Here is a 25,559-nt window from a genome sequence, read left to right as displayed (position 1 = left end):
ATAGAGAGACGGGAGACACACCATGGCTCACAAGAAATCCGGTGGTTCGTCGCGTAACGGTCGCGACTCCGAGTCGAAACGCCTCGGCGTGAAGAAGTTCGGCGGCGAGCGTGCGCTGGCCGGCAACATCCTCGTGCGTCAGCGCGGCACGACCTTCCACCCCGGCGAGAACGTCGGCCTTGGTCGCGACCACACCCTGTTCGCGCTTGAAACCGGCGCGGTGAAATTCACCAAAAAGGCCAAGGGTCGCTGTTTCGTGTCGATCATTCCGGCGAATGACGACCAGGCGATGGCCGCCGCCGCCGAGTAGACCGACCTCCCCGCCAAGGATCGGTCTGCACACCACGCAGCCGATCCGGACCAGGGAATATATTCCACGGGGAGTCTGGATCACCAGGCTCCCCGTTTGCGTTTCCCCGTCTCGAAGTCCGCCCGAGCCCTGATTGCCAAGGAGGTGGACGCGAAAGTCGGGAGTTCAGCGTCCATGTGCGTGATCGAAACCTCACCCGTCATCGAGACGCGGCGACTCCTGCTGCGTGCACCCGACATGCAGGACTGCAGCCGCATCGCCGCCATGGCCAACGACCCTGCTGTGGCCGGGATGACGCTGCGCATGCCGCATCCCTATGGAACGGGAGATGCCGAGGCCTTCGTCGTCGCCGTGGCGGGTCAGGACCCTGCCCGGGCCTCGACCTTCGTCATCGAACACGAGGACCACGGGCTGGTCGGGGTGATCGGCATGTTCGAGGACGGCGATCCGACCCCCGAGACGGGCTACTGGATCGGACGCGATTTCTGGGGCCGCGGCTATGCCACCGAAGCGCTCGAGGGCGCTCTGGTCTGGGCCTCACGGCGCTGGAAGCGACGGGCGCTGGTTGCGGGGCATTTCGAAGACAATCCCGCGTCGGGGCGAGTGCTCGAGAAGGCGGGCTTTCTCTACACTGGCGAGGTCCGCAAGAATTTCAGCCAGGCGCGCAATGCGCCTGTCCGGACCCGCCGCATGGTGTGGCTGGCCTGAAGGTCAGGCGACGCCGAGGGCAGGCCCGAACACGACGACGGCGGTGACAAGCCCGCCCACCAGCGCAGCCGCAGCACCGGCCATGAAGGCCAGGGCCATACGGCTCCGGCGGCGTCGCATGCCGCCATTCCTGACCGAGCGGATCAGGACGAAGGGCTCGCGATCAAAGGCTTCTGATCCGACGATATTGTGCTGGGACATGAACGCGCTCCCCGACCATCGCGCCCCATGTTCGGAACGCATGTCCCAATGGGACGCCGGTTGAGGCCGAACAAAGGCGATCACGGGTCGATGAACGATCCGCGTTCTGATTATCCGTCAGAGCGTGACCGCGAGGGTCCTTCCTCCGCGTGTCTCCACCCGGCGCATCAGGACGATCCGCTCGGCCCCCGCGCTGACCGTGGCGATCAGGAACCAGCTGCCGTTCGGCAAGTCGGCGATGCGGAACTGGTTGTCCGTGCACCGCTCCTGACGCACGAAGGTGCGGTAATCGGCGTTGGGGTCGGGCACATTGCGGGCCCGCACGATCGGCTCGGGGATCGCAGCCCGGTTGACGGATCCGTACAGGGTGTTGAACCGCTGGCGCGTATAGTGGGTATCGGGGGTCAGGACGACGGACCCGGTACAGTTATAGGTTTCGCCCCGCAGGTTGAACGCGATGCGGCCATCGATGGCGGCTCGGCCCGATTGCTGCGACCAAGCGAAATCGGCCGTGTTGAAGGCCGCCGGCGCCACCGGATACGGGCTGCCGGAAGGCGCTGTGGCACAGGCGGCCAGCGTGCTGGCCAATGCAGCGACGGCGAGAATGGAACGCTTGAACATACGGATATTCCCTGGAAAGGGCCGGGCTCCCTGAACGGCGGAGAACGGTCGCGGACATCAACCCAAGCCCTGCCCCGAGGTCAAGCCCAAGGGTGGTCGCGGGCCGGAAATCTTGACCCGCGCAGTCCCGCAGCCTACCTGAACGTCATGGCCGTCAGACGTATCCTCACCATCGACAACACCGCCGACCTGGGCATCCTGAAACAGGTCTCCCGTCCCGTGGACACGGTGGACGCCGACGTGCGCGTCCTGATGGATGACATGCTCGAGACCATGTACGACGCGCCGGGCATCGGCCTGGCCGCTGTCCAGATCGGCGACCTGCGTCGCGTGGTGGTCATGGACCTGGGCGATGGCCCCGCACCGGCAGACGAAGCCGAAGCCGTGTCAGAGTCCGAAGCCGGAACAGAAGCCGGGACGGAAGACAGCGCGCGGCACCCCAATCCCCGCTTCTTCGTCAATCCGGAGATCCTGTGGGCCTCGGACGAGCTCTACATCTACGAGGAAGGCTGCCTGTCGATCCCGGAGTATTTCGACCAGGTCGAACGCCCGGCCCGCGTCCGGGTCGCCTATCTGGACCGCGAGGGTGTCCGGATCGAGGAAGAGATCGAGGGGCTGTACGCCGTCTGTTTCCAGCATGAACTCGACCATCTCAACGGCGTGCTGTTCATCGACCACCTGTCGCGGCTGCGTCGCGACCGGGCCATGACCAAGGTGAAGAAGATCATGCGCACCCGGGAAGCCGCCTGATGGCCCGCGTCGGGAAGAGCCGGATCATCGGTCACGACGGCCGGCGTCGCCTGACCCGGTCCGAAAAGGTGGGGATCGGCAGCGTCGCCACCCTGGTGGGCGTGGCGGTGCTCGGGCTGGTGGTCGGGGTGATCATCGACCGCCTGATGGATTTCGACGATGCCCTGGATGCCGGTGGCGAATGGGATGAGGGCGGTGGGGTCACCACCCGCTGGAGCGACCCGGTCTAGCGCGACGTCCTTCCCCTCTTTACCGGAGACGCCGTGATGCGCCTTGCCTTCATGGGTACCCCCGAGTTTGCCGTGCCGTCTCTGGCCGAGCTGATCGCCTCGGGACACGAAATCGTGGCCGTCTATTCCCAGCCGCCGCGTCCCAAGGGCCGCGGGCAGAAGCTGACGCCGTCACCGGTTCAGGCCTTTGCCGAGGCCATGGGGTTGCCCGTCTTCACGCCGGAGTCGATGAAGGCCGAAGAGGCGATCGCGACGTTCCAGAGCCTGGATCTCGATGCCGCCTGCGTCGTCGCCTATGGCCAGATCCTGAAGCCCGCCGTGCTGGATGCCCCGCGTTTGGGGTGTTTCAACCTGCATGGATCCCTGCTCCCGCGCTGGCGGGGGGCGGCTCCGATCCAGCGGGCCATCATGGCCGGGGACGCGCAGACCGGCGTCCAGATCATGCGGATGTCGGAAGGGCTGGACGAAGGCGCGATCCTGCTGTCGGAAGTGCTGCCGATCCGGCCCGACGACACGGCGGCCAGCCTGTCGGAGCGGATGGCCACGATCGGGGCCACCCTGTGGACCCGGGCCCTGGCCGCGATCGAGCGCGGCGGGGTGACCGAGACCGAACAGGTCGGCGAACCGACCTATGCCAAGAAGATCACGCCAGCCGAAGCACGGATCAACTGGGCTCGACCTGCGGCAGAGATCGACGCCCACATCCGGGGCCTGGCACCCTTTCCGGGGGCCTGGTTCGAGGGACCGGACGGCACGCGGATCAAGGCCCTGATGTCTGCGATGGGTCCTGCGGGTCCCGAGGCTCCAGGCACGGTGCTCGACGATGACCTGCTGATCGGCTGTGGCGACGGCGGGGCTGTGCGGCTGCTGCGGGTCCAGCGCGAGGGCAAGGCGGCCCAGGCCCCGGACGAGTTTCTGAGAGGCTATGCTCTGCCCCTCGGCACGGTCCTCGATCCGGCGGGTGCAGGCCGGACCTGATGCCACGGTATCGGCTGACGATCGAATACGACGGCGGGCCCTATGCCGGGTTTCAGGCGCAGGACGGGCTGCCCACCGTCCAGGGCGTGATCGAGACCGCCGTGACCGCCTTCTGCGGCCAGAGGGTGCGCATCGCAGCGGCCGGCAGAACCGACTCCGGGGTGCATGCAACGGGACAGGTGGTGCATGTCGATCTCGATCGCGACTGGCCCGCAGAGACGGTGATGAACGCCCTGAACGCCCACATGGTCCGGGAAGGCGTGGCCGTGCTGGACAGCGCGGTCGTGCCCGACGACTGGCATGCGCGGTTCTCGGCGACGGGCCGAGCCTATCTGTACCGCATCCTGAACCGGCCCGGCCGCCCGGCGCTGGAGCGGGGGCGGGTCTGGCATGTGCGCAAGGCGCTGGACGCCGAAGCCATGCAGGCCGGGGCGATGCACCTGATCGGCCACCACGACTTCACCACCTTCCGCGACCTGGCCTGTCAGTCGAAGTCGCCTGAGAAGACGCTGGATGTGGCGCGCGTCATCCGGGTCGGCGAGGAGGTCCATCTGGCGTTCGAGGCGCGGTCCTTCCTGCACCGGCAGGTCCGGTCGATGGCCGGCACCCTGGTCGAGGTGGGTCTCGGGCGCTGGACGCCGGACGACGTGAGACAGGCCCTGGCTGCGCGGGATCGCACGGCCTGTGGCCCGGTCGCGCCGTCCGACGGCCTGTATCTGACCGGCGTGACCTACCCTAGCGCTTGAGGAAATTGCTGACGATGTCGCCCAGTCCACCGGGCAACTGGTCCAGGACCCCGCTCACGTCCGGCACCTGGCCGTTCGGGGTCAGCCGGTCGACGGCCTCGGGCAGGAGCCCGGCCAGGGTCTCGGAAGCCTGCTCCGGCGAGATTCCCACACGCGCAGCGAAATCCGCAATCGGGCCCGAGCCCAGCACGGCGGCGATCTGTTCCGGCGAGATATTGGCATTGGCACCGGTGCCGATCCACGTGGCGGCCAGGTCGCCCAGTCCCTTCTGGCCAAACTTTTCGGCCAGCCCGGCCACGCCGCCCTGGCTGTTCAGCAGCTCGCCGATCCCGCCAGCGGCATCGCCACCAAGGCTGCCCAGTACGCCATCCAGAAGTCCCATAGTCCTGCTCCATCACCGTTTGAGCGGTTACCTTGCCCGCACAAGGCAACGCTTTCACGTCAAAAAACGCCAGGCGGACCGAGACGGCAGTGAGCCCCGGCTTTGCGCCGTCCATGGCCAAGGCGCGGCCTGATCTGCTAATCGGCTGCCCATGACACAGCCGCCGAACACCGCCGCCCGCCGCATCGTCGAGACCCTGGTGGTCAATGGCATCGATCGCGTCTTCTGCGTTCCGGGCGAAAGCTATCTGGCGGTGCTGGATGCCCTTGCCGATGTCCGCGACCGCATCCAGGTCGTCACCTGCCGCCACGAGGCCGGGGCCGCCAACATGGCCGAGGCCTATGGCAAGCTGACCGGCAAGCCGGGCGTCTGCATGGTCACGCGCGGGCCGGGGGCGACCCATGCCTCGATCGGCGTGCATACGGCCCATCAGGACTCGACCCCGATGATCCTGTTCGTGGGCCAGATCGCCTCGTCCGACCGCGGGCGGGGTGCCTTTCAGGAGGTCGACTATCGCGAGGTCTTCGGCGGCCTGGCCAAATGGGCCACCGAGATCGAACAGGCGGACCGGACCGTCGAGATCGTCGAGCGGGCCTTTGCCACGGCGCTGCAGGGACGAATGGGGCCCGTGGTCGTCGCCCTGCCCGAAGATATCCTGCATGACGACGGTGGCCCAGCCCCCGTCCGTGCGGTCACGCGCGCACGGGCCGGACTGGACCCTGCCTTTGTCGCGGCTCTGACCGAGCGGCTGTCAAAGGCGGAACGGCCCCTGCTGGTACTGGGCGGATCCGGCTGGACCGAGGACGCCGCCGCCGCGATCGGCGACTGGTCGGAGCGGCTCGGCCTGCCCGTGACCCTGTCGTTCCGGCGCAAGGACATCCTGTCCAATGCCCGGACGAACTATGCCGGGGACCTGGGACTGGGCTGTAATCCTGCGCTGATGCAGCGGGCGAAGGATGCCGATCTGCTGATCGCGGTCGGCGCGCGGCTCGGCGAAAACCCGACCCAGGGCTATACCCTGTTCACGCGGGACCACACGGCGCAGACGCTGGTTCACATCCACCCCGGTGCCGAGGAGCTGGGACGGGTCTGGACCCCGCTGCTGAGCGCGACCGCCGACAATTCTCTGGCCGCCCACGCATTGGCCGGGATCGATCCCGGCCGGACCTGGCATGAGGAGGCGCGCGCGGCCCACGATCACTACCAGGCCTTCTCGACCCCGGTCGACGTCACCGGCGCGGTCAACATGAGCGAATGCATGGCGCATCTGGGCGAGGTTCTGCCCCCGACCGCCATCGTCACCAATGGCGCAGGCAATTTCGCCGCCTGGCTTCACCGCTTCTATCGGCATCGCGCCTGCCGGACCCAGCTGGCTCCGACATCAGGGGCGATGGGTTATGGCTTCCCGGCCGCCATCGCCGCCAAGTCGGTCCATCCCGACCGCGAAGTCATCTGCGTGGCGGGCGACGGCGACTTCATGATGACATCGCAGGAACTGGCCACGGCCGTCCAGCACGGGATCAATGTCGTGACCATCGTCGTCGACAACGGCACCTATGGCACCATCCGCATGCATCAGGAGACGCATTATCCGGGCACGGAGCGGGTCATGGCGACGGACCTCAGGAACCCCGACTTCGTGAAATATGCCGAGGCATTCGGCGCATTCGGCATCCGCTGCGACACGACCGAAGCCTTCCCGGCGGCCCTGGCCAGTGCGCGTGCCGCCGGTCGCCCTGCGGTCGTCCACCTGATCACGTCGGCCGAGGACATCGCCCCGAACCGGACGATCACCGGCCTGCGCAACCGCTAGCCGCAAAAGAAAGCGGCCGCTCCCTTGCGGGAGCGGCCGTGAAGTCGGCGGGAGGAAACGAAGTCTAGAAGCGGGCGGTCAGGCTGATCTGGCCAGACGTACCGGTCTCGTAGTTGTTGATCAGGATCTTGTTGCCGAGCTCCTGGTATTCGTCGAACTCGGTGTTCAGCAGGTTCCGCAACTCCAGACCGAAGCCCAGGTCGCGATTGCCGACCGTGAAATCCTTGCGATAGACGAAGTCCAGGGTGACGCCCGGCTCCTGGATGTAGTCCGGCTCGCGCGAACCCGCCGAACCGGCACCGCGGGCGGTGATCCGCTCACTGACGTAGTTTACGATGATCGTTGCCTGGGACCGCGCCGTGTCGTCTTCCCAGCCCAGTTGCAGGTTGGCGACATGTTCGGACTGACCCTGCAGACGGCTGCCGTCCTCGATGAAGAAGCTCGCCGGTTCCGGCACACCGCCACCGCCGAGCGAGAGGACGGTGTCCCCCGTCTCGACCTGAACCTCGGACTTCGAATAGGTGTAGTTGGCCTGCACCAGCCAGCGCTTGTTCGCGATGAAGGTCGAGGTGTTCTCCGGGAATTCGAAGAATTTCTTGGCTTCGAGCTCGGCCCCGAAGATCGTCGCCTTGGGCGCGTTCAGGAACGACTGCTGGCGGCTGTCGCCCTGCAGGACGATCGTCGACTCGACCGGCTTGTCCAGATCCTTGAAGAAGACGCCGGCCGTCAGATACTGCTGTCGGGCGAAGAACCACTCGTAGCGGGCATCCAGGTTCAGGATTTCCGTATCGACCAGGAAGGGGTTGCCGAAGAAGGTCCGGTTGCTCTCCGGGTCGGTATAGGACTGCGGAGCCAGTTCGCGGAACTGCGGGCGGCCGATCGTCTGGGACGCGCCCAGACGCAGCTGCTGGTCTTCGGCAAAGTTCCAGGTCGCCGTGAAGGACGGCAGGTAATACTGCTCTTCGATCCGGGTCGGGGCGAAGGGGGCCGCATTGCCGAACAGGTCGCGGGTCGTGACCGTCTGCTCGCCATCCTCGAAGCGAACGCCGATCGTGGTGCGCACCAGGGGAATGATCTCGGCATCCACCTGGGCATAGATGGCATTGACCTGCAGCTGGGCATCATAGGCCGCCGCTCCGTTGCCGCCCGTCACTTCGCGCAGCTCGATCGTGGTCGGGTTCAGGTTGAAGTCGGAGTAGAGGAAGTCGACGCGCGATTCCCGCTGCTCGTCCGTCAGCGAACCGACGGCGCGGAAGTTCAGGTCGCGACGGATGGCGTCGCGGGTGTTGTCGAACCCGGCCACGCCGACCGTGAAGATGGCCTCGCGGGCATCCGACAGGGCCAGGGTGTATTTGACGTCCGCGCCGCCCGAGACGATGTCATCGGTCAGCTCGCTGAACGAGATCTGGTTCGAGTCGCGGTGGATGAAGTCACCGGCGGCGTTGATCCCATACTCAAAGCGGGTCTCGTACGGCGAGTTGCGCTCGGTCGTCGAGAACGCCCCGCGCCAGTCGATCTCAAGCGCCCCGTCCATGAAGCTGTGCTCGCCGGCCAGCTGGGTCGAGAACAGCGAGCGCTCGAACCATTCCGTATAGTCGCGACGGATGGTGTTGCCCGCCTGCTGGTCGAAGCCGACCTCGGACCGCGTTTCCTTGGTCGTGTTGCGGACGTAGAAATTGGTCCACTTCACCTCGTGGTCGAGGTTCGACAGCGAGATGGCGGCCAGCAGGTTGGACTGGACGTCATTCTGGTTCGAGCGGACGTCGAAGTCGGTCGTCGGGACCAGGATATTGCCTTCGAAATTGGCTTCCTGCTGGACCGCATTGCGGATGCTCCAGCTGTTGTCGTAGCCAGCCACGGCGATCAGACCCAGGGTGCCCAGGCCGGTCTCGGAGGACAGGCCACCAGCGATGTTGAAGCCGACGTTGACCGGGGTCTTCTCTTCCTGAAGCAGGCGAAGCGGGGCATTGACCAGTGACTGGCCGATCCGGGCGATCTGGGCGGCCGAGAAATTCTGGCCGGTGATGACCTGGTTGCCCGAGGCAAAGGCCACGGCCAGGGGACCGGGGACGTCGCGCGTGCCGTCGTCAAAGCCCAGGAAGTCTGTGCGGCCGCCGAAATAGATCAGGCCTTCCTTGCCGGTCGTTTCAGTGTTGCCGCCGAGCGAGGTCGACAGGCTGAAGAAGGGCTCGTTGGGGGCGTCGATGGTGCGCAGATCGATCACGCCGCCGCCGAACTCGCCCGGATAGTTGGCCGAATAGGTCTTCTGAACTGTAACGCTCTCGAGGATGTTGGACGGGAACAGGTCCAGCGGCACGACGCGCTGCAGCGGCTCGGGGCTGGGCAGGGGCGAGCCGTTCAGCAGGGCCGACGAATAGCGCTCGCCAAGGCCGCGCACATAGATGAAGCGCCCTTCGACAACCGTCAGGCCGGTGACGCGGGTCAGGGCCGCCGCGGCGTTCGAATCGCCGGTCCGCTCCAGATCTTCCGACGTCAGGAAGGCGGCGACCTCGGAACTTTCGCGGTTGGGCTCGGGGATGAAGCGCCCCAGGACGACGATCTCGTCGACGGTCGTCTCGACTTCGGGCTCGGCCTCGGGCTCGGCGTCCTGCGCCTGGGTGGCCGGGGTCTGGGCCGTGGGTGGGACGGCGTCCTGGGCCAGGGCATAGCCCGGCGCGATCAGGGCGCTGGTGGCCAGGAGGATCCCGGTCAGGGTCAGGGTGTGGGTCTTCATGATCAGCGCCTCGGAGGGGTCAAAGGAAATGCGAAAAGCCGGAGGAGGGCTGGTGCCCTCCTCCGCATTTCCCTGATCAGCAGGTGGTGTTGCCCGACAGACCGCAGGTCCAGCCGGTGTACCAGGTGTCGGCAGCGTTCTGGACGGCACCGATGTAGGTCGTGGTGACGAAGAACGGATAGACGGCGGCCGCGTTGACCGGCGTGACAGCCGTTTCGTTGGCGCCGTTGATGAAGTTCAGCGCCTGGTTGGTGATGGTCACGCCTGCCGTCGGAGCCGTGAGGGTCGAGGTGCCCAGCGCGGTGTTGCCGACGCTCGGAGCCGTCGTGAACACGGCCGTCGAGCGGGCCGCGTTGTTCGGGCGGTAGGAGATGCCGCACGACATGAAGACCGAGCGGAAATTGGTGCCGGCGGTCTGGGTGTCGGCGTCGGCGATGTCGAGGCAGCCCGCGACCGACCCGGCCTGGCTGGTGAACACCGAGTTCAGGACGGTCGCAGCCGTACCCGTGTCGAAGTGGGCCACGGTGTGGGCGTCGATCGGCGAGTTGCGGCCGACCAGGGTCCAGTTCGCGATCTGCGGACGCGCGTTGTAGCGCGTGGCCAGCGGGGTCGCCGCCGGGGCCGCCGAGAACTCGAAGCCGGCCGAGCGGCTGGTCGAGTTCGGGGCCCGCTGGGTCACGATGCCGAACTGGGCACCCCCGCGCCAGCCGGTGTCGGTGTCGAACGCGTCATCGTCGGCGCCGGTGATCACGATGCGGCGCAGGTTGACGTTGCCGCCGAAGATTTCGATGCCGTCGTCCGAAGAGTTGTGGACCTGGACGAACTCGACGGTCGTGCCCGAACCGACGCCGGCCATGGTCAGGCCCTGCAGCTCGTTGCCGGTCGAGATTTCGAAGCCCGAGAATTTGATCTGGACGTAGCGGATGCGGCCCGAGTTGTCGGTCGGGGTGTTGCCGCCGTAGAAGGCCGACGTGCCCTCGACCTGGCCGGTGCAGGTGACCGGCGCGGTCAGCTGACAGTTGGCCTGCGGTGCGCGACCGGCGATGACCAGACCGCCCCACTGACCTTGCGAGGTCAGGCTGGTGGTGCCTTCGACGTTCTGGCGGCTTGTGAAGATGATCGGGTTGGTCGCGGTGCCTTCGGCGAAGATCTGCGAACCGCGGTTGACGATCAGATAGTCCGAACCGCCCGAGGCGAAGATGCGCACGCCCGGATCGATCGTCAGCACGCCCTGGCTGCCGGTGGTCGAGGCCGTGTCGATGCCGCGGTCGATACCGACCTGGGTGCGGCCGCTGATGGAGTAGATCGTGCCGGCGCGGACCGAGAGGGTCAGGTTACCGGTGATGTCCGAAGGCAGCTGGCAGACGCGCAGGCTGCCGTTGGCAACCAGACCGGCGTTCAACAGGCCGGTGGGGCAGTCAGCGGCAGGACCCGTGACCGGCGGCGTGACGGGCGGCGTGACGGGCGGCGTCGTGCCGCCACCGCCGAAGTCGCCTTCACCGGGGGAAGCCACTTCGGCCGAGCCGCAGGCGGCCAGCGCCAAAACGGCCGCACCGGCCATGAGTACCTTGGTCAGTCGAAGCATCGGACAGTCCCTCGCATTGAAATGGTCGGGACGCCGCGCATCGGTCTGACACAACTCAGCGACCCCTTCGGGCGGCTTTAGGGCGGGTTTGCGATATACGAATGACAGAAAACCGACAGTTTGTGACAGATGATCCGTTACCGGACGGACTGACAAGAAAGGGTCTTGTTTGTGAAAGTCTGTGTGCGGCAGAGGAATACTTTCCGTCTACGGTACACTATTCTGACAAGCCGGACCTTCAGAAGCGGTCCCGTCACAGATTGCGGAGCCCGCCGCGCGCAGATGCCGCTTGAGCCCGCCGCGCGATCCGCTAGTCTGATCCTGCTTCCGCGGGCGTGATGTAGTGGTAGCCTGAAAGCTTCCCAAGCTTTTCGTGCGGGTTCGATTCCCGCCGCCCGCTCAAGCACTTAGGTCCAATGGACCCCGCTGTTTTACACCTTGTTTTACAGTGCCAGCGACATCACCGCCCCTGGCTGCACTATCTCTGGCAACAACGTCACGATGCCGAACGGGGACGGTCTCAGCCGCATCACCATCCGCACCGCGAGCGTTGGCGCCCATGTTCTTCGCATGGCCCAAGGGTCAGGTGTTCCCCTTCTCCGCTCAATCCGGGGCTACAACCGCGCAACGCCGGGCATTCATTTCATCAACCATGGCAGCGGCGGCGCGACATCAACCAATCAAGCGGCCGTCGGGAATGCTCGATTGAACAACGACAGCCTCGGCTTCGATGCGCCCGATCTGACGATCATTCGCTTGGGCCTCAATGACAACAACTCTGGTGTGACCTCCACCCAGTTCCAGGCGAACCTCGCCGCGATCATCACGAAGGCGCGGCTGACGGGTGACGCGCTGATCGTCAACTCAAATGCTGCCAACCCGACAACCTTTAGCTCGCTGGCCATTCAGAACGAATGGCGTGCTGCGGCCCTGGCTACGGCTGTCAGCATGAACGTTGCCTACTGTGATCTACGGGAAGCGTTCGGCGAGTGGGCGACAGTTGCGGCCCGTACGGCTGACAACACCGTTCACCCCAACCGCCAATTCTACGCTGACATCGGCGCGCTTCAGGCGGCTGCTATTCTGGCGATGTAGTCCGCTACCATTGGCGGGCGCTCTCGCACTCCTCGCATTCTTTCGGACCGTGAATGCATGACATGCCCGATGTCTCCCGAGCCCAGAACGCGATGAACCGGCGACGGATCTCGTCAAAGGGTTTCTTCGGCTTAGGTGTCCAAGGGCCCGTGCGGGAGTCGCGGTTCATGCTGTTACAGTGCCTGACAGCTTCTAACCCTGCAACTTAGCATGGCCCTGCTATTTGCCCGCACTCATAAGAGATCTAAGTCGCCGCCTGGGGCTGACGGCGTTTGAACACTAGCGCTGTCAGCCTTGCTCGAAATGCTTCATCGGCTACTTCCAAAATAGCCGCCACGGGCAGAGTGATCAGAAGCGAAAGAAGTGTTCCCCGGTCCAAATCGAAGTGTTGAAGCGCGACATTGATTGGCCAGTGAACGATGTAAACAGCGAAGGATATCCGGCCGAGATAGTTAAGGACGCGTCCAGCAGAGGGTCCCGTCGAGAAAGCTACGATAAGCGGCAGACCGACTAGGGCTACAGAAAGTTCGACGAACGGGCGAATGTCGTCTGGCATTGGAACAAACAGCAGAATCAGCAGTGCGATTGGGCCGAGTCCCCTGATCTCTTTCGGCAGACGGCCAGCTTTAAACAAGCGGTACAGGCCAACGCCGCATGCAAAGCCCCAGATAACGCGCAAGCTGCCAAACCAAAACGTTGTCCAGTAGGACCCAAGGTCATTGCTGCCATAGCTGAGTATCACCCAACACAGCCCGATGGCTGAAACCCCCAAGATTGCCGTGAGTACCCGGTTTGACAGAAACGGCGCGGCCAACCCAAACGCGATGCTGATGAACATCTCCCACGAAAGCGACCAACCTGGTGGGTTGAAGGGGAACACGAAGATGCCCCCCGGTGCGAGATCCGGCGGAACGGGCAAGAAAGCAGCGTTAAGCCCGGCAGCCGCGATCATTTGGGTGGGCCAGAATGAACCATCGCTGATCGAGGTCAGAAGGTAGGCCGAAACTCCAAGCCCCAGACCAAATAGATACAGTGGGTATAGCCTTATGACCCGCCTAACGATGAATGGCGCAAAGTCCCGGAGGCCTTGAAGCCGGGACTGGTAACTGAAGGCCAGAACGAACCCGCTCAGGATAAAAAAGAGATCGACGGCCAGGCCGCCCCTCGCAGGCGTGAGCCAGTCGGTCGTGCTGTGTTGCATCACGACGGCCAAAGCCGCGAGGCCGCGTAACCCGTCGAGCGTGCCAAAGCGATGCGTATGATTAGTTGCGTTTGCCGTCATCCGCACCGCATGCCTCTGCGACCGGCCAGACGCAACCCTAGCGATGGTTTGCGGATCATTTTCGTATCGGACCTTCGCGCCTTAAGCGAAGTGGAGCCTGCCATGACCCTTCAAATTTACGAGGGCCGTCGCGGCCTGTCGCTCCGCAAACAGTGGCGCTGGCGGATCGTGGCTAAGAATGGTCGCGTCATCGCCAACGGCGGCGAGGGGTACACGAACCGCGCAGATCTGCTCAACGCGCTCGATCTCGTCCGGTCCACCCTGGCCGAGCCCTCTTAACCCCCACAACGAAAGGAGCCCGTCATGGGCGGTGAGCATGTTACTGTCGGGCCGGCATTTCAGATGATGACCGTGATTGACGGTCCAACCTGCACGAGATAGCGCTGGGCACGCTCCCATCCCCAAGGTTTTCATGCTCGCCCGAAGAATATTGGCCTTGGATGCTCTCAGGGGCGTCGCGGCAATTCTCGTTGTCGCTGGCCATATTCAGGCCATTGCTTTTCTCGGCTCGGACAGTTTGCAGCACATGTATCTGTGCGTGGACTTCTTTTTCATGCTCAGCGGTTTCGTTATCGCGCGTGCCTATGAGCATCGAATGTTGGCCGGCCTCAAGCCTCGAGAGTACGCGGCTATTCGTCTGGTGCGGCTCTACCCGCTCATTGCGCTTGGAGCAGTGTTAGGGTTCCTAGCGGCCACTGTCGGCGTCTTCTCTACGTCCACACCGGAGCTTCGGCTCATCGCTCAACTCCTGTTCATTCCGTCGTTGTGGGTCGCTGGCCAGGTCTTTGATCTCAACAATGTTCAATGGTCCCTGCTCATCGAGCTTGTTGTCAATGCGATCCATTTCCGGCTGGCGAAATGGCTAACCCTTTCTCGCCTGCTAGCTATCGTGGTGCTTTCCGGCGGCATCCTTATTGCTGCTGTGAACTACTACGGCATTGGAGGCCTTGGCGTCACGCGAGAGACCTATCTCGCTTCGTTTGCCAGAGGCGCGTTCGGGTTTTTCATCGGCGTCTTTCTGTTTCGGCTGAGCCGCAAGGGGTGGCTCCCAGCGATCGGTGCGCCTTGGCCAGTTGTTGTCCTCGCTTTGCCCGCAGTCGTGCTAGGCGCGACCCTGCCCTTTCTAGAGTGGCGCTGGTACGCTGATTTGGCGCTGACGATTTTCGTCCTGCCGGTCATCCTTTGGGTAGGAATCTTCTCTCGCCTACCAACCGGACTGGAGCGTGTGGCCAAGTTCCTGGGTGACTTATCCTATCCGGTCTACGCACTTCACTTGCCTTTGATCTTCTTCCTGAAGGCACTGACGGTGAAGGCATTCGGATCAGGTGTCCCGGCACCCTTGCTGTGTGTAGCCTGGTTCGGCGTCATATTCAGCGTGAGCTGGCTGGCGATGAAATTTGTCGATGAGCCAATTCAGGCCTGGTTTGCAGCAAGAAGCCGCAAATCGCCCCTACCCGCCTCCTAAGTTTTTCGAGCCGACAAGGCCATCATCGGCTTCGATCAGTGCATTGCCCTTATGCACAGCCAGATAACCGCTCCCCAGAACGCCATGGTCAGTGCGCCGACTGCTACGAATAGCAGGTAGGTCAAAAGCTTGGACTGAGGGCGGGGCAGCTCGTCTTCTTTGTCGTCCATTGGGCGCGCTCCACAACGGGTTGGGCGGCCCGGCCCTATTGTTCGGCACTGGTGCCGAGCCGCCCTCTCACCGGGTGAGGCTGGGCAGACTGCCCAGTGAGAACGATTCAAGTCCCCTACCGGCGGTATGTTCCCTGAGAACGAGTGACGATCCTGCAACTATCAATTGTTGCGCCGCGTCACGTCCGCGAAAATTTCCCCGCCCAACCTGTGCCTTACGGAGCCGTCGATCATGGCCTGGCTATTTGCGGCCGCCTTCCTGTCTTGGGGAGCGGTGTTTCTCTACATGGCTCCTTCCGTCTGGCGGATGTACGTCAAACAGCATCACCGGAACGACCCTGCCCGGCTTCACGCCCTGCTGGTCGCCGCGCTGATGATGGGCTTCCTCGGACGCCGCCTGCTGCATGGCGACTTCGCATCAGACGCGGCCATGATCGGGCTGCTGCTGGCCGACATCGCCGTGGCGATCTTCACCCTGTTTCTTGGTCACTCCTATGGGCGAGGTCGCCGTGCTTGATGCTTTGAGCGGAACTGTTGCGTCGAGCTTCGAACGCGCGCCCTGGGGCTGGGGTGTCCTAGTCATCCTTCTGGGGTTCTTCGTCCGGCTGCGGCCGATCATGGCGAAGCTGGCCAGCGAGCGGGAGACCAGCCTGCTTGCGGCGCGCGCTCAGGATAACGACAGCTTGCGCCAGCGTGTCGAGGCGTTGGAGCGTCGACTAGACGATGAACGAAGAGCTCACGACGCCGAGAGGGCCGTAGACCGGCATCGGATCAACAACCTGACGCAGTGCCTGGACGCTTTGCTGATGCTGTTGGAAATGGCACCGGACAAGGCTGGCGATCATGTCGCCCGGATCAAGGAAATGCGCGAGCGCCAAGCGTCGATGGAGTCGGTCGAGAAGGCCACCATTACGGCTGCGGTCGTCACCATGACCGGACCCGCATCGTGACCGAAGCTCAACGCGCTGCGGACACCGTGGCGTCCATGGTGATGGGCCCGGGCACTCCGGATGCCGCGACGCTGACCAAGCCCGCCAGGGGCCCGTTTGTGGCCATTGCGCTGGCTTTGGCCGTCCCATGCCTCTTCGGCGCGGCCATCATCATCATCCTGACCTTCAAAGCCTGGCCGGATAACGTGGCCTATCTGCGGATCCACTTCCTCGGCTGGATGGGGCTTCTGTCTCTCGGCTGCATCCCGGTCGTCGTCCTGGCCTTCGCCACACCATGGATCGGCAAGGTCAGCGCATCTGCCGGCGTCGGCAGCGTGTCGATCGAGGCGCGCGACTAGAGATCAGACCAGGCCGACACGGCGCCCCGTTGGCACTTAAGCGATGTGTCGGCCTGGTCCTGACGGTCACCCGCTGGGATCCCTCTACCAGCGCCCCCGTGAACCGCAGCTAACCTTAGCTTTTCGCTAAATCGCTCACCATCCTCAACTTTCGGGAGACCAACCGATGGCCTTTGTCCTCGGTGCGCAGTCGCGTGCCAAACTGAAAGGCGTGAAGCCCGAACTGGTCGCTGTCGTCGAGAGAGCCATCCAGATCACCGGCACCAATTTCCGGATCACTGAGGGCCTTCGGTCCGTCACGCGGCAAAAAGAGCTGTTCGCGGCCGGCGCCAGTGAGACGATGAACTCTCGGCACCTGACGGGCCATGCTGTGGATGTTGTCGCCCTGGTAAATTGCAACGTGCGCTGGGACTGGCCGCTGTATCCGAAGATCGCCGCGGCTTTCAAACAGGCCTCGAAGGAACTGGCCACTCCGATCGTCTGGGGAGGTGACTGGCCGCGCCTGCGCGATGGCCCGCACTTTGAACTCGACCGGAAGCGCTACCCATGATCACCGATCGCCTGAAGCTGATCGGAGCGGCAGCGCTATGCGCCGTGTTCCTTTCGACGACGATCTGGCTGTTCTTTGCCGAGGCGACGGTGAAGCGAGACCGCGACCGCCTGGATGCCGAGATCGAGACGCCGGTCACCGGCTTCCGCGACCGTCTGGCCACTTGTCAGGCTCAGTCCCGCAACCTTGAGGGGGCGATCACCTTCCAATCCGAACAGGTCGCTGCGTGGAAGGCTGAGGCCGATCGGATCAAGGCCGAGGGTCAACAGGCAACCAAGGCCGCACAGGACCGCGCACGGACACTGGAGCGCCAGCTAGTCGGTGCCCGGCGAGCCCAACCCAACCCCGGCGAGACCATCTGCGAGGCGGCGGACCGGACTATTCTGGAGCGTGTCGGATGAAGCGGCTTGTTCTGATCGCGGCGCTGGCTGCGACCGCCTGCGCCCCTCGCCCTGCCCCGGAGCCTGTCGTCAGGACCGTGACGGTGAATGTCCCGGTGCCCGTTCCCTGCGACGTCTCGGTGGACCGGAACGACGTGGACATCCGGCCCCTCATTCAGGCGGCGGGTGACCACCTCAATCGCGTCGAGATCGTGCTGGATGCGCTGGCCTATACGCTGGCCCAGCGGGACGCTGAACGCGCCGCACTTGATACCTGTAGACGCGCGAACCATCCCCCTGATTGAAGCTAGGTCTGCCTGTTCCATAAGGCCCGTGTTTCGAGCCTTGGCTGCACAGACAAAGCTCGCAAGCGTGGCCTAAAGCGGTACGGAACGCGGCCTAACTATCAGCATCGCGATACGATCAATGATCGACCTTGGTGCTTGATAGAGAGCCTTAAATCCACAGAAGGAGGCTATCATCAGCAATCCCACGCTGAAAGCTATGGCCATCAATGTCAGAACAAAAGCCGAAACCAGAGCGGGTTCGCCATCGATCGGGACGAGCTGCTGATACCCCACCATCAACAGCATGATCGCAATAGGATGGCCAACGTATAGACCCAGGCTGTTCTTGCCGAACCATCCAATGACAACCCTAACTGCATTGATTTTTCCTAACACGTAACATCCAGAGATTGCTGTCGGGACCGCTATCCAGGTGAGAAGAGCGAATACAAACCCATTCAGACCTTCGCTGAATTTACCGGCTAGACCGATCGTGACCATGACATAAATAAGAGCCAAGACGCCAAAGACTGGGATGCTCTTGAGCTTAGACACGCCAGCCAGATCAACTGCGAAAACGCCCACAAAGAAAAACACCGCGTATTTTGCTACGTGATTGTGGACGAGATTGTCCAATACCAAGACGTTGGTAAAGGAACAGAGCGATATAAACGCTGCGGCGACCATCAAGACAGCAGCGGATCGACCAGAGCACATTGCTGATACGAGCGTGAATAAGACCAGCGCCCAGATAAACCATAGATTGGAAATCGGGTTGATTAGGTATCCGACTGGATCGAAGTGACCGACTGAACCACTGATGGCCGTTCGGATAAACGCTTCGATCAGAGACCAGACAACAAAAACATAAAAGAGGTCGAGGACACGAAAGCCCAGCGGTGAACTCAAGCCACCTCGAACCAACTTTTTGCTGAATAGGCCTGATACGAAAAAAAACAGCGCCATCGGGATTGGTGCGAAGACATGGATGAGCACAAAGACTTTCCCATGCACATCACCTATCGCGTCGAGCGCTAGTACAACGTGGAAAAAGATTACTGTTACAATCGCAAAACCACGAGCAATATCGGCCCACGGTTCGCGTACTCGAACTTCCATACAAACCCCAACAACGCACTCAAACGGCCCCCACTACCGCAGGTCGTCGAGCGGCGTCGTTCTGGCAGGCGGCGCGAGCCAAATCAACAAATTAGCCAAGCTGTTGTATAATGCCGCGTGGACGGTTCATCCCCCCGTTCTCCGGCCGCGTTGCACCCTTGAGGCCATTCGGTTGCGAGGTATCGGCCGGATCGCAGGGCTAGCCAGCGGTGCAGACGACTGCGCTGCATGGACGTCGCGGAACCGGACCGCCCCTGGGCCCCGGTTAGACATTTGCGGCCCGTCCCGGAGCCAGATGTGTTTGATGAAAGGTTCGGGGCGGGCCGCTGGACGACGTACGCAGAGGCCGCCCAGAGAGGAAGGCTACGTATAACTACTTAGCGATGGGTAAATCGTCCGACCGCGTTCAAGCCCCTCGCCTTCGGGGCGGGGGCTTTTTGCTGTTGGGCTGTCTTAGTTGATCATCTTGGGACGATCTCGCTCAATTGTCAGAACGGTGAAGCTATGCGATGAGCGCGCGAAAGGTTTGTTTAACGGGGGAATTTGTAGGTGTTCAGTCGTTTTCATTGCATCTTGGCGGGGCTCGCGCTGGCCATAGGATTGGCGATGACGCCGGTTGTGGCGGAGGCCCAGACCATCGGCCAAACCAGCAGCGACACTGTCTTCAGCGGCTCAGGTCAGGGACAAACCTTCGTCGCGACCGTGACCGGGAATGTCACCCAGATCGCGGTACGGCCTGGCACCAGCGTGTCAGGCGACACATTGAGGGTCTACAATGGCGGCTGCGGAGCCTGCGGAGCGGCGATCAGCACCCAGACCGTGAACACGACGGCGGCAGCCGACGATGCAGCACCGCTCCAAACCATCACGTTGTCCACGCCGTTTCCTGTCGTGGCCGGCAATAACTACAGCTTTGTGTTCAACAGTACGCGACTGCGAGTTTCCACGACCAACACCTACCTCAACGGCGCGCATGTTTTCGGTTTCACCGGCATTGCCCCCGCTTACGACGTGGCGTTTCAGGTCACGCAAGTCATCCCACCCCCCGTCGCCGTCCCGACCCTGTCGGAATGGGCGATGATCCTCTTTGGTTTGGCATTGGCAGGGGCGGCGTCTCTGCTGATATCGAGGCGGCGACAGGCCCTCTGAACAATGTCCGCAATAGCTCGGGTTCTGATACGACCTGGCAGGCGGAAAGCGGACATTCGACCCTATGCCCGGAAGCGGACCTTCCGAATGTCGCCTAAGGGTGGAAAGCGGACATTGCGTGCCGTGCGGGGCCGGGCGAATATCTCGTCATGAGCAAGGGCATCGAAGACTGGGCAGAGGCCAAGCGGGCTGTTGCTGAGGTGGTCGCTGCTCGTCCGGACGAATACGCGGCTTCGGTCGTTCGTAATCTGGACGATTTGCTGGCCCACATTCAGAAGTCCAATCGACCTGCTCCGTCCATCTTGCCGGGCTATTGGCCTACCTTCCTTGTGGAGTGGCAGGTCGAAGAAGCGAAGAACCTCCAGATCGAAGTCTTCGACGACCGCTACGAGGTTTCCCGGTTCTTCGATGGCAGGACCGACATTTGGTATGAGCCCCACGCGCCCGGAGACACCTTCTCCGACCACTTCATAGCTGAGCTACCCAACGCGGGCTGAACGTTTGCAACGGGTCGGGAGCGGGCGTTAGGCTTCCTCTTTGTCGCTGCCCCAGATGCGCGGGCTTAGATCGGTCATTGTGGGATTGCCGCTGAGGATCAGGCTTCGCCTCTGATCTTCTGACATCGACCAAAGACCATCCGCACGGGTTTGGGCTAGCGCAACGTCTGAATAGCCCTCGAACCAAACTAGGTTGTCCACGCCGAACTTCGCGATCCATTCCATGTCGAGGAGCGATGCCGAGACGCCGACGTAGGATTGGGTGAGGCCCTCGCTGGTCGCGATGTAGACGTAGCCGGAGGTTGGGGTGCCCATGGAGGCAAGCTAACCGCCAACCCGGAATGTCTGCAACGGGTCGAAACCGGTCATGACTTTCCAAGCACAAAGCGGACGTTCGGTCCGCCGCCTGGAAGCGGACCCGTCGAAGGGCGGCTACGGGTGGATAGCCGACATTGCGGGCCCGCCATTTCGCAGACTTTCAGCGGTTCGCTGCTCTGGCTCTTTTCAGGCGGTGCCGCTCAGCGAACACCCAGTCGCCCTGCGCCTCAAGCCAAGATTTGCCCGCGGCCGGCGATAGTGTGCCCAACCGCGGCGCAAATGTCCGCTAGGTGCTGATGGCGGCTATTTGAAACGCGCCGTCTTAGTTGATCATCTTGGAAACGACAGGATCCGCGAGCGAGGCCATGACCTCGATAAAAAACGCTTCCTCGGCATCATCTTCGCAAGTCAGGACGCGGGGTTGGTTTGGCCTGAGAGTCGACAGCCTGAAGTAACGCTCGATGACTTTGCCATGGGCGCTCAGATGCTCAATTTCCTCGAGCAGCACACCCGCCTTGGCCTGCACCAGTGTCTGTCGAGTTGCCATTTCGGCAGCTTGCCACAGCTTCACCACGGTGGGGAGTCTGGCCCGACGGTTGAGCCCTTGGCTCGAGGTTGGCTCCCGACCGTTCAAGGCCCAACGACGCTGCGACACAGCGGCATCTTTTGGTACGGAACCGGACAGTTTTAAGCGACTTTTTGTGCGCTTACGGAGCTCTAGAACATGGAAAAATTGACGGTTCTCGTGCTCGACGACGAGCATCTAATCGCTTTGCTGGTCGAAACCGCACTGCTTGAGGCTGGCTTTTCGGTAGTTGTAGAGCACGACGCTGCTTCGGGAATGAGCCAAATCAAGGCTTTGGGTGCAGACTTGTCCGCGTTGGTGACTGATATCCGGCTAGGATCAGGCTCTGGCTGGGATGTGGCAAAGCACGCGCGTGGCATGAGGCTTGGTTTGCCCGTGGTCTATATGTCGGGCGATAGTGCGCATGAATGGGCCGCCGAGGGCGTGCCAAAGAGCGTAATGATCCAAAAGCCGTTCACGGTAGCGCAGATCGTAGGCGCCGTCACAACGCTGCTCAATTCTGAGAGCTCGCTGATCTGAAGGTGTCCTTTCTCGCAGACTAGCTCTCGTGCTTGTGATCCTCATGGCCTGGCACGATGTGGACGCAGTCGTAGAGCCCACCAGCGCCCTTGCGGGGGAACGCAACGAACGGTCCAATGTGGTCAGTAACGAGACGGGCCAGCGCATTGAACTGTTGCTCGCGACCAGGGACTGGCCGGATCAGAAATCCGTCGTCGAGCTGCTCGACCGAATGGTCAGCCGATGGCTCGCGGAGGGTCGTAAGGAACAGCGCCATGGGCTCACAGGGGAACATCGTTAACGACGGCTCTGGTCAAACCTACCTACGTTATATGAAGAAAGGGGTCAGCTTTGTCCATTCAAGTGCGAGGCAAAAAGCACCCGTTTTGGGTATAGAGCAGCGGTAATCTGGCAGACGTGAAGGACTTTTGGTTTGATCGTCCGGAAGCGGACCTTCTGCACCGCCCTTAGGGGTGGGAAGCGGACGTCGCGCACTCGACCGCACACCTTTAGAATAGGCCACTAGAAGAACCGGGGTAGCCTTGCTTGATGCCCGGATTAAACTCCGGGTCCCTGATTGGGAGGGCAGCAATGAACTTTGTGACGCTTAAGTTGGCTTTGGCGCTTTATGCCTTGGGGCCGATGCCGGATCATCCCGCCTCGACGACCGGGGCAATGCTGGAAACTGGTGGTCCAGTGACAGCCGCTGCGGTTACGAACCAGGAGCGCTGGGTCTATTTCGCGGCGAACGGAGGCGGTTTCGGATGGCGGGAACCGTCGGCGGGGTCGATTCCCTCGACCATTGAAGTCATCAGCCGTACCAGCGCCCCGATTACAATCGCGGGGCGAGAGGCGCGCTGGTCCTACTACACCGTTAGGCTGAACTGCGCGGCGCAGACGACAACGGTCACCAGTCATGTGATCACGACTGAGATTGGCGAGCGCATCGCCGACGTCCCTGAAGGACCTAAGCCCATCAGTAGTGATACGCCGCCACAGGCCGCCGGGATGGTGATCTGTAACCGCGCGGCGCTCCCCGGCTCTCAGATCGCGACCAGTAGGGAGTCCATGCTGGCTGCATTGCGAGGGGGCATAGCGTCGGCACCTCTCCCTACCTCTGCCGTCGCCTCACGGTCGACAAGTCCAAGCGCGCCGCCAACGGTGTGGGAGGAGCAATACATGAGCCCGCTTGAGCCCCTCTATGTTCTTGCTCAAGACGCACCGAATGCCGCGTTCTATCGCAGCCTTTCGCGGCCAGCAGAGGGCGGTCGTCATGAGATGTGGGTAGTTGCTGTCCTCCGCGGGGTCGCGAACGATCCTGACGGCGCTTACGATCTCGGCGCTAGCCTCTATTCGATAGACTGCACCGCCCGGACTACACAGGTCCTGCGTGGCCGCGTCTATCGCGACATGGCCGCGATGCGAGACACGCCGATCGAACCAGTCGTGCCTCTGCAGCCGGGCACGGTGAGCCATCAGATGATTATCCAAGTCTGCGACGGCGTCCCGCTCCCGCCATTCGCCGGTAGCCTGTCTCAAGTCCGCCGCGCGGTACCGCTGGGCTGAAGTCCAGGAACAGCCGCTAAGAGTCGCGATCAGTCATCGCCTGCCAGGCTGAAAGCGCACATTCGATCCGTCACCCGACATCGGACCCTCTCAAGGTCCGCTATGGGTCGAGATCGGACATCACCTGGCAGGCGGAAAACGGACATTCGATCCGATGCCCGAAAGCGGACCTTCTGAACGGCAGCTAAGGGTGGGTAGCGGACATTAGCTTTAAGCCAAGGATGCCCCACCGCGTTGGCGCGAATGGTTCAGCGGCGAGTCAAATCCCGTTCAGACCGCCGACCAGCACATCTGCGAGGTTGGATAGCGTATGCATGAGTATGATTAGAGCGACGGACCCTGTGCGCAGCCAGACTGACCCGGCGATAAAACCAAAGCCGATGATAAAGGATAACGCTGCAAGATCGTCCTTCAAATATATCGCGACCTGAGTCCAGTCCTGCGCTAGTATTGGTGCATATAGGAAGGCTGGAAGGTGTGCTAATCCGAACGCTACCGACGAAATCACAAGGGACTGGGTTCGAGACCCCGTAACTTTAAACAGCGCCGTTATTAGCAGGACTCTGTAAATGACCTCTTCCATTGTTGCGCCTAAAAGCGTGTAGCTCCCTCCCAGCGCGAGCTCGAAGAACGATGGAACAGCTCTTTCCCCGTTATAGGTCACCATTCCGACCCAGCAATCTAATGCCGCGAATAACGTTGCCGCCGAAGCAACGATGATGAAGTCGCGTTTTGCGGGTGAGCTTTGTCGGCGAGGCAAGCGCACGACACCAAAGCCGATCATGGCAACCGGCACAGCAGTCCAGACGACGATGTAAATCACACTCGCCCACACCACCGTCATTTCAGCGAACGTGCGAACTAAAACACTGACGGCGATCTGAATAACTGACACCAGCACGATCAGTGCGACAACGCGGGGAACTTGCCTGGGCTCGCTCACAGTCGTCCAATGATATGTCCTGTCACTCGACCCGAGCTTGAGGAAGGCCCACGATACCCCAATCATCGCTAGGGCTAGGTAGGGTGTCGCAGGATAGGCAGTCAGCGTGAGTGCGAGCCAACCGAGCAGTGCAGTGATCCCCGCCACACACAGCCATGTGAGGGCGCCATAGGCGGAGGTAGTCTTCATTGAGCAGCCCCTGCGGCACACGCTGAGTGACATGCCAGACTGGAAGTTGCAGCTATTGCGCTGATTCCACAACTTGCTGACCGCAGCGGTGGGCAAGCAGCAGGTTCGCTTTGCAGTCGCCAGCTATGACCGCAACGGGTCGGGAACGGACTTGACCTGGCAGGCGGAAAGCGGACATTCGATCCGATGCCCGAAAGTGGAGCTTCTGAACCGCCGCTATGGGTGGTTAGCGGACTCCTCGATCCTGAGAGCGGGTATCATCCCAGCGGTTGACCGCCCGTAATGAGGTCACGTGACGTCGCGCCGTCTTCCTTCCATCGGCAGCAGGGTTGTCGGCTTGCTCCGACACTCGGAAACTGAGCTAATCGGCGAAGTTGTCCGCTCATGAGTGACCCCGTGCTTATGGAACCTACTGTGCTCGGGATAGCGGCGGTGCTGACGGCCCTCATCGGGCCAGCCCTTGCTATCGCGGTCCGCGACAGCGGCCCGGTTCGCCGAACGGGCTGGGTTGGTCGCCTTTGCGGTGCGGTCGTTCTCTGGGGTGTTGCAGGTCTCGCGCTATGGCTCGGCTCAAGGGCCGTGGGATCGGACCTACTGGTGCCGCCAGTAGATGGCAGCGCGCTAGGCTGGGGTTTGCTTTTCGGAGCGATCGGCCTTGCGACCTTCCCGGTGCAGATGGCGGCGGCGAAGCTGCTTCGTCGACAGCCCGCGCCGGTCGAGGCGATCGAGGCCATTGCCGCTGTCCCGCTGCCCGGGCGCATCTTCCTCCTGCTCACGGCCGGGCTGATCGAAGAGGTGCTCTTCAGGGCCGTGCCGATCATTCTTCTGCACGATCTGACCGGGTCGCTGACCTTTGCCGTCGTCGTCCCGCTCCTGGTCTTCGTCCTTCTGCACAGGTCGTCGTGGGGGCCTCTCCACCTTCTGTTCGTGGCCCTCGCGGGTAGTGTCCTGACAGCGGCCTACCTCATTGGGGGGCTGTGGGCCGCTGTCCTGGCTCATTTGATCATCGACGCCCCCTTGATGCTGACAGCGCGTTCGATCGCTCGCCGCGCTCGAAGTGGAAGCGTCAGTCCCGGGAGACCGGCAATGGACGAGACCGTGTAAATGCGCCTACCGCCA

The 25,559-nt window shown here is 62.6% G+C and carries 33 protein-coding genes and 1 tRNA gene; 22 read left to right on the top strand and 12 right to left on the bottom strand.

Annotated features, from left to right (window positions below; all coding sequences use genetic code 11):
- Positions 1 to 22: 22 nt before the first annotated feature.
- Both rpmA and GGR13_RS15115 read left to right on the top strand, forming a co-directional pair.
- On the top strand, positions 23 to 310 hold the full coding sequence (gene rpmA / locus GGR13_RS15120; RefSeq protein ID WP_183214408.1) for a 50S ribosomal protein L27: 288 nt from the start codon (positions 23 to 25) through the stop codon (positions 308 to 310).
- A gap of 174 nt (positions 311 to 484) precedes the next feature.
- Entirely contained in the window at positions 485 to 1,018 is a 534-nt protein-coding gene (locus GGR13_RS15115; protein ID WP_183214407.1) for a GNAT family N-acetyltransferase, read from the top strand.
- 3 nt (positions 1,019 to 1,021) lie between these two features.
- On the opposite strand, the gene GGR13_RS15110 is transcribed toward GGR13_RS15115, so the two are convergent.
- Together GGR13_RS15110 and GGR13_RS15105 are read right to left on the bottom strand one after the other, a co-directional pair.
- Positions 1,022 to 1,219, bottom strand: coding sequence for a hypothetical protein (locus GGR13_RS15110; RefSeq protein ID WP_183214406.1), 198 nt, complete (start codon positions 1,217 to 1,219; stop codon positions 1,022 to 1,024).
- Positions 1,220 to 1,336: 117 nt separating this feature from the next.
- Positions 1,337 to 1,840, bottom strand: coding sequence for a hypothetical protein (locus tag GGR13_RS15105; protein ID WP_183214405.1), 504 nt, complete (start codon positions 1,838 to 1,840; stop codon positions 1,337 to 1,339).
- Between the two features lie 147 nt (positions 1,841 to 1,987).
- On the opposite strand from GGR13_RS15105, the gene GGR13_RS15100 reads away from it, so the two are divergent.
- The 4 genes from GGR13_RS15100 to truA are packed head-to-tail and all read left to right on the top strand — an operon-like array spanning position 1,988 to position 4,544.
- A complete protein-coding gene (locus GGR13_RS15100; protein ID WP_183214404.1) occupies positions 1,988 to 2,590 on the top strand; it encodes a peptide deformylase in 603 nt (200 codons plus the stop codon).
- Positions 2,590 to 2,820, top strand: a complete 231-nt coding sequence (locus GGR13_RS15095) for a hypothetical protein (RefSeq protein WP_183214403.1) — start codon at positions 2,590 to 2,592, stop codon at positions 2,818 to 2,820. The genes GGR13_RS15100 and GGR13_RS15095 overlap by 1 nt, the downstream gene beginning before the upstream one ends.
- A gap of 36 nt (positions 2,821 to 2,856) precedes the next feature.
- Positions 2,857 to 3,798 (top strand): methionyl-tRNA formyltransferase, encoded by a 942-nt coding sequence (gene fmt / locus GGR13_RS15090; RefSeq protein ID WP_183214402.1) that lies wholly within the window; start codon positions 2,857 to 2,859, stop codon positions 3,796 to 3,798.
- Complete coding sequence (gene truA, locus GGR13_RS15085) at positions 3,798 to 4,544, top strand: tRNA pseudouridine(38-40) synthase TruA (protein ID WP_183214401.1); 747 nt, start codon at positions 3,798 to 3,800, stop codon at positions 4,542 to 4,544. Before fmt ends, truA begins: the two co-directional genes overlap by 1 nt.
- On the opposite strand, the gene GGR13_RS15080 is transcribed toward truA, so the two are convergent.
- The gene (locus tag GGR13_RS15080) at positions 4,534 to 4,926 is read right to left on the bottom strand and encodes a YidB family protein (RefSeq protein WP_183214400.1); all 393 of its coding nucleotides are present in this window, start codon (positions 4,924 to 4,926) and stop codon (positions 4,534 to 4,536) included. The two genes, truA and GGR13_RS15080, sit on opposite strands and share 11 nt — an antisense overlap.
- A 151-nt stretch (positions 4,927 to 5,077) precedes the next feature.
- On the opposite strand from GGR13_RS15080, the gene GGR13_RS15075 reads away from it, so the two are divergent.
- Positions 5,078 to 6,739, top strand: a complete 1,662-nt coding sequence (locus GGR13_RS15075) for a thiamine pyrophosphate-binding protein (RefSeq protein WP_183214399.1) — start codon at positions 5,078 to 5,080, stop codon at positions 6,737 to 6,739.
- Between the two features lie 64 nt (positions 6,740 to 6,803).
- Here GGR13_RS15075 and GGR13_RS15070 read toward each other — a convergent pair whose 3' ends face one another.
- Both GGR13_RS15070 and GGR13_RS15065 read right to left on the bottom strand, forming a co-directional pair.
- Positions 6,804 to 9,473, bottom strand: coding sequence for a TonB-dependent receptor domain-containing protein (locus GGR13_RS15070; protein ID WP_183214398.1), 2,670 nt, complete (start codon positions 9,471 to 9,473; stop codon positions 6,804 to 6,806).
- A 76-nt stretch (positions 9,474 to 9,549) separates the two neighbouring features.
- Positions 9,550 to 11,058, bottom strand: a complete 1,509-nt coding sequence (locus tag GGR13_RS15065) for a hypothetical protein (protein ID WP_183214397.1) — start codon at positions 11,056 to 11,058, stop codon at positions 9,550 to 9,552.
- Between the two features lie 329 nt (positions 11,059 to 11,387).
- Between GGR13_RS15065 and GGR13_RS15060 the strand changes: the two genes are divergently transcribed.
- Both GGR13_RS15060 and GGR13_RS15055 read left to right on the top strand, forming a co-directional pair.
- Positions 11,388 to 11,458 (top strand) — tRNA-Gly (locus tag GGR13_RS15060).
- Positions 11,459 to 11,496: 38 nt separating this feature from the next.
- Positions 11,497 to 12,153, top strand: a complete 657-nt coding sequence (locus GGR13_RS15055) for an SGNH/GDSL hydrolase family protein (protein ID WP_183214396.1) — start codon at positions 11,497 to 11,499, stop codon at positions 12,151 to 12,153.
- A 244-nt stretch (positions 12,154 to 12,397) separates the two neighbouring features.
- On the opposite strand, the gene GGR13_RS15050 is transcribed toward GGR13_RS15055, so the two are convergent.
- Positions 12,398 to 13,435: an acyltransferase family protein gene (locus GGR13_RS15050; RefSeq protein ID WP_183214395.1), complete on the bottom strand. Its 1,038-nt coding sequence runs from the start codon at positions 13,433 to 13,435 to the stop codon at positions 12,398 to 12,400.
- A 102-nt stretch (positions 13,436 to 13,537) separates the two neighbouring features.
- Here GGR13_RS15050 and GGR13_RS15045 point away from each other — a divergent pair, with 102 nt between their 5' ends.
- Together GGR13_RS15045 and GGR13_RS15040 are read left to right on the top strand one after the other, a co-directional pair.
- Entirely contained in the window at positions 13,538 to 13,714 is a 177-nt protein-coding gene (locus GGR13_RS15045; RefSeq protein ID WP_183214394.1) for a YegP family protein, read from the top strand.
- Between the two features lie 157 nt (positions 13,715 to 13,871).
- Complete coding sequence (locus tag GGR13_RS15040) at positions 13,872 to 14,900, top strand: acyltransferase family protein (RefSeq protein ID WP_183214393.1); 1,029 nt, start codon at positions 13,872 to 13,874, stop codon at positions 14,898 to 14,900.
- 35 nt (positions 14,901 to 14,935) lie between these two features.
- Here GGR13_RS15040 and GGR13_RS16805 read toward each other — a convergent pair whose 3' ends face one another.
- Positions 14,936 to 15,070 carry a hypothetical protein gene (locus GGR13_RS16805; RefSeq protein ID WP_281380612.1) on the bottom strand — a complete coding sequence of 45 codons (135 nt, stop codon included), beginning with the start codon at positions 15,068 to 15,070 and terminating at the stop codon, positions 14,936 to 14,938.
- 232 nt (positions 15,071 to 15,302) lie between these two features.
- On the opposite strand from GGR13_RS16805, the gene GGR13_RS15035 reads away from it, so the two are divergent.
- From GGR13_RS15035 to GGR13_RS15010, 6 genes are all read left to right on the top strand, one after another.
- Positions 15,303 to 15,587, top strand: coding sequence for a hypothetical protein (locus GGR13_RS15035; RefSeq protein ID WP_183214392.1), 285 nt, complete (start codon positions 15,303 to 15,305; stop codon positions 15,585 to 15,587).
- The gene (locus GGR13_RS15030; protein ID WP_183214391.1) at positions 15,565 to 16,020 is read left to right on the top strand and encodes a hypothetical protein; all 456 of its coding nucleotides are present in this window, start codon (positions 15,565 to 15,567) and stop codon (positions 16,018 to 16,020) included. Before GGR13_RS15035 ends, GGR13_RS15030 begins: the two co-directional genes overlap by 23 nt.
- Positions 16,017 to 16,358 carry a hypothetical protein gene (locus GGR13_RS15025; protein WP_183214390.1) on the top strand — a complete coding sequence of 114 codons (342 nt, stop codon included), beginning with the start codon at positions 16,017 to 16,019 and terminating at the stop codon, positions 16,356 to 16,358. Before GGR13_RS15030 ends, GGR13_RS15025 begins: the two co-directional genes overlap by 4 nt.
- A 166-nt stretch (positions 16,359 to 16,524) precedes the next feature.
- Positions 16,525 to 16,908: a M15 family metallopeptidase gene (locus tag GGR13_RS15020; RefSeq protein ID WP_183214389.1), complete on the top strand. Its 384-nt coding sequence runs from the start codon at positions 16,525 to 16,527 to the stop codon at positions 16,906 to 16,908.
- A complete protein-coding gene (locus GGR13_RS15015; RefSeq protein WP_183214388.1) occupies positions 16,905 to 17,309 on the top strand; it encodes a hypothetical protein in 405 nt (134 codons plus the stop codon). The genes GGR13_RS15020 and GGR13_RS15015 overlap by 4 nt, the downstream gene beginning before the upstream one ends.
- Positions 17,306 to 17,593, top strand: coding sequence for a hypothetical protein (locus GGR13_RS15010; protein WP_183214387.1), 288 nt, complete (start codon positions 17,306 to 17,308; stop codon positions 17,591 to 17,593). The genes GGR13_RS15015 and GGR13_RS15010 overlap by 4 nt, the downstream gene beginning before the upstream one ends.
- A 72-nt stretch (positions 17,594 to 17,665) precedes the next feature.
- On the opposite strand, the gene GGR13_RS15005 is transcribed toward GGR13_RS15010, so the two are convergent.
- Positions 17,666 to 18,694, bottom strand: coding sequence for an acyltransferase family protein (locus tag GGR13_RS15005; protein WP_183214386.1), 1,029 nt, complete (start codon positions 18,692 to 18,694; stop codon positions 17,666 to 17,668).
- Between the two features lie 606 nt (positions 18,695 to 19,300).
- On the opposite strand from GGR13_RS15005, the gene GGR13_RS15000 reads away from it, so the two are divergent.
- Positions 19,301 to 19,843, top strand: coding sequence for an IPTL-CTERM sorting domain-containing protein (locus GGR13_RS15000; RefSeq protein WP_183214385.1), 543 nt, complete (start codon positions 19,301 to 19,303; stop codon positions 19,841 to 19,843).
- A 149-nt stretch (positions 19,844 to 19,992) separates the two neighbouring features.
- Complete coding sequence (locus GGR13_RS14995; RefSeq protein ID WP_183214384.1) at positions 19,993 to 20,340, top strand: hypothetical protein; 348 nt, start codon at positions 19,993 to 19,995, stop codon at positions 20,338 to 20,340.
- A 27-nt stretch (positions 20,341 to 20,367) separates the two neighbouring features.
- Here the strand turns inward: GGR13_RS14995 and GGR13_RS14990 are convergent, their stop codons facing one another.
- Together GGR13_RS14990 and GGR13_RS14985 are read right to left on the bottom strand one after the other, a co-directional pair.
- Positions 20,368 to 20,655 (bottom strand): GIY-YIG nuclease family protein, encoded by a 288-nt coding sequence (locus GGR13_RS14990; protein WP_183214383.1) that lies wholly within the window; start codon positions 20,653 to 20,655, stop codon positions 20,368 to 20,370.
- 325 nt (positions 20,656 to 20,980) lie between these two features.
- Positions 20,981 to 21,232, bottom strand: a complete 252-nt coding sequence (locus tag GGR13_RS14985; protein ID WP_183214382.1) for a hypothetical protein — start codon at positions 21,230 to 21,232, stop codon at positions 20,981 to 20,983.
- 150 nt (positions 21,233 to 21,382) lie between these two features.
- Between GGR13_RS14985 and GGR13_RS14980 the strand changes: the two genes are divergently transcribed.
- On the top strand, positions 21,383 to 21,763 hold the full coding sequence (locus GGR13_RS14980; protein WP_183214381.1) for a response regulator: 381 nt from the start codon (positions 21,383 to 21,385) through the stop codon (positions 21,761 to 21,763).
- Between the two features lie 19 nt (positions 21,764 to 21,782).
- Here the strand turns inward: GGR13_RS14980 and GGR13_RS14975 are convergent, their stop codons facing one another.
- Entirely contained in the window at positions 21,783 to 22,019 is a 237-nt protein-coding gene (locus GGR13_RS14975; RefSeq protein ID WP_183214380.1) for a hypothetical protein, read from the bottom strand.
- Between the two features lie 314 nt (positions 22,020 to 22,333).
- On the opposite strand from GGR13_RS14975, the gene GGR13_RS14970 reads away from it, so the two are divergent.
- Positions 22,334 to 23,308: a hypothetical protein gene (locus GGR13_RS14970; protein ID WP_183214379.1), complete on the top strand. Its 975-nt coding sequence runs from the start codon at positions 22,334 to 22,336 to the stop codon at positions 23,306 to 23,308.
- Positions 23,309 to 23,567: 259 nt separating this feature from the next.
- Here the strand turns inward: GGR13_RS14970 and GGR13_RS14965 are convergent, their stop codons facing one another.
- Positions 23,568 to 24,440, bottom strand: a complete 873-nt coding sequence (locus tag GGR13_RS14965) for a CPBP family intramembrane glutamic endopeptidase (RefSeq protein WP_183214378.1) — start codon at positions 24,438 to 24,440, stop codon at positions 23,568 to 23,570.
- Between the two features lie 402 nt (positions 24,441 to 24,842).
- Between GGR13_RS14965 and GGR13_RS14960 the strand changes: the two genes are divergently transcribed.
- Positions 24,843 to 25,544, top strand: coding sequence for a CPBP family glutamic-type intramembrane protease (locus GGR13_RS14960; protein ID WP_246347916.1), 702 nt, complete (start codon positions 24,843 to 24,845; stop codon positions 25,542 to 25,544).
- The last annotated feature ends 15 nt before the right edge of the window (positions 25,545 to 25,559 follow it).

Origin of the sequence: Brevundimonas variabilis (genome assembly GCF_014199945.1) — a bacterium.
GTDB classification, from domain to species: domain Bacteria; phylum Pseudomonadota; class Alphaproteobacteria; order Caulobacterales; family Caulobacteraceae; genus Brevundimonas; species Brevundimonas variabilis.
This window is presented reverse-complemented; position numbering and strand designations above follow the sequence as displayed.

What these genes read in the sequence shown, in the direction of transcription:
- GGR13_RS15100 (WP_183214404.1), top strand. Translation starts at nt 1,988, where the DNA reads ATGGCCGTCAGACGTATCCTCACCATCGACAACACCGCCGACCTGGGC.
- GGR13_RS15000 (WP_183214385.1), top strand. Translation starts at nt 19,301, where the DNA reads ATGACGCCGGTTGTGGCGGAGGCCCAGACCATCGGCCAAACCAGCAGC.
- GGR13_RS15010 (WP_183214387.1), top strand. Translation starts at nt 17,306, where the DNA reads ATGAAGCGGCTTGTTCTGATCGCGGCGCTGGCTGCGACCGCCTGCGCC.
- GGR13_RS15005 (WP_183214386.1), bottom strand. Translation starts at nt 18,694, where the DNA reads ATGGAAGTTCGAGTACGCGAACCGTGGGCCGATATTGCTCGTGGTTTT.
- GGR13_RS14990 (WP_183214383.1), bottom strand. Translation starts at nt 20,655, where the DNA reads ATGGGCACCCCAACCTCCGGCTACGTCTACATCGCGACCAGCGAGGGC.
- GGR13_RS16805 (WP_281380612.1), bottom strand. Translation starts at nt 15,070, where the DNA reads ATGGACGACAAAGAAGACGAGCTGCCCCGCCCTCAGTCCAAGCTTTTG.
- GGR13_RS15035 (WP_183214392.1), top strand. Translation starts at nt 15,303, where the DNA reads ATGGCCTGGCTATTTGCGGCCGCCTTCCTGTCTTGGGGAGCGGTGTTT.
- GGR13_RS15110 (WP_183214406.1), bottom strand. Translation starts at nt 1,219, where the DNA reads ATGTCCCAGCACAATATCGTCGGATCAGAAGCCTTTGATCGCGAGCCC.
- GGR13_RS15015 (WP_183214388.1), top strand. Translation starts at nt 16,905, where the DNA reads ATGATCACCGATCGCCTGAAGCTGATCGGAGCGGCAGCGCTATGCGCC.
- GGR13_RS14980 (WP_183214381.1), top strand. Translation starts at nt 21,383, where the DNA reads ATGGAAAAATTGACGGTTCTCGTGCTCGACGACGAGCATCTAATCGCT.
- GGR13_RS14995 (WP_183214384.1), top strand. Translation starts at nt 19,993, where the DNA reads ATGAGCAAGGGCATCGAAGACTGGGCAGAGGCCAAGCGGGCTGTTGCT.
- GGR13_RS15075 (WP_183214399.1), top strand. Translation starts at nt 5,078, where the DNA reads ATGACACAGCCGCCGAACACCGCCGCCCGCCGCATCGTCGAGACCCTG.
- GGR13_RS15020 (WP_183214389.1), top strand. Translation starts at nt 16,525, where the DNA reads ATGGCCTTTGTCCTCGGTGCGCAGTCGCGTGCCAAACTGAAAGGCGTG.
- GGR13_RS15105 (WP_183214405.1), bottom strand. Translation starts at nt 1,840, where the DNA reads ATGTTCAAGCGTTCCATTCTCGCCGTCGCTGCATTGGCCAGCACGCTG.
- GGR13_RS14975 (WP_183214380.1), bottom strand. Translation starts at nt 22,019, where the DNA reads ATGGCGCTGTTCCTTACGACCCTCCGCGAGCCATCGGCTGACCATTCG.
- fmt (WP_183214402.1), top strand. Translation starts at nt 2,857, where the DNA reads ATGCGCCTTGCCTTCATGGGTACCCCCGAGTTTGCCGTGCCGTCTCTG.
- GGR13_RS15095 (WP_183214403.1), top strand. Translation starts at nt 2,590, where the DNA reads ATGGCCCGCGTCGGGAAGAGCCGGATCATCGGTCACGACGGCCGGCGT.
- GGR13_RS15045 (WP_183214394.1), top strand. Translation starts at nt 13,538, where the DNA reads ATGACCCTTCAAATTTACGAGGGCCGTCGCGGCCTGTCGCTCCGCAAA.
- GGR13_RS15030 (WP_183214391.1), top strand. Translation starts at nt 15,565, where the DNA reads ATGGGCGAGGTCGCCGTGCTTGATGCTTTGAGCGGAACTGTTGCGTCG.
- GGR13_RS15070 (WP_183214398.1), bottom strand. Translation starts at nt 9,473, where the DNA reads ATGAAGACCCACACCCTGACCCTGACCGGGATCCTCCTGGCCACCAGC.
- GGR13_RS14960 (WP_246347916.1), top strand. Translation starts at nt 24,843, where the DNA reads ATGGAACCTACTGTGCTCGGGATAGCGGCGGTGCTGACGGCCCTCATC.
- GGR13_RS14970 (WP_183214379.1), top strand. Translation starts at nt 22,334, where the DNA reads ATGAACTTTGTGACGCTTAAGTTGGCTTTGGCGCTTTATGCCTTGGGG.
- GGR13_RS15065 (WP_183214397.1), bottom strand. Translation starts at nt 11,058, where the DNA reads ATGCTTCGACTGACCAAGGTACTCATGGCCGGTGCGGCCGTTTTGGCG.
- GGR13_RS15115 (WP_183214407.1), top strand. Translation starts at nt 485, where the DNA reads ATGTGCGTGATCGAAACCTCACCCGTCATCGAGACGCGGCGACTCCTG.
- GGR13_RS14965 (WP_183214378.1), bottom strand. Translation starts at nt 24,440, where the DNA reads ATGAAGACTACCTCCGCCTATGGCGCCCTCACATGGCTGTGTGTGGCG.
- rpmA (WP_183214408.1), top strand. Translation starts at nt 23, where the DNA reads ATGGCTCACAAGAAATCCGGTGGTTCGTCGCGTAACGGTCGCGACTCC.
- truA (WP_183214401.1), top strand. Translation starts at nt 3,798, where the DNA reads ATGCCACGGTATCGGCTGACGATCGAATACGACGGCGGGCCCTATGCC.
- GGR13_RS15080 (WP_183214400.1), bottom strand. Translation starts at nt 4,926, where the DNA reads ATGGGACTTCTGGATGGCGTACTGGGCAGCCTTGGTGGCGATGCCGCT.
- GGR13_RS15050 (WP_183214395.1), bottom strand. Translation starts at nt 13,435, where the DNA reads ATGACGGCAAACGCAACTAATCATACGCATCGCTTTGGCACGCTCGAC.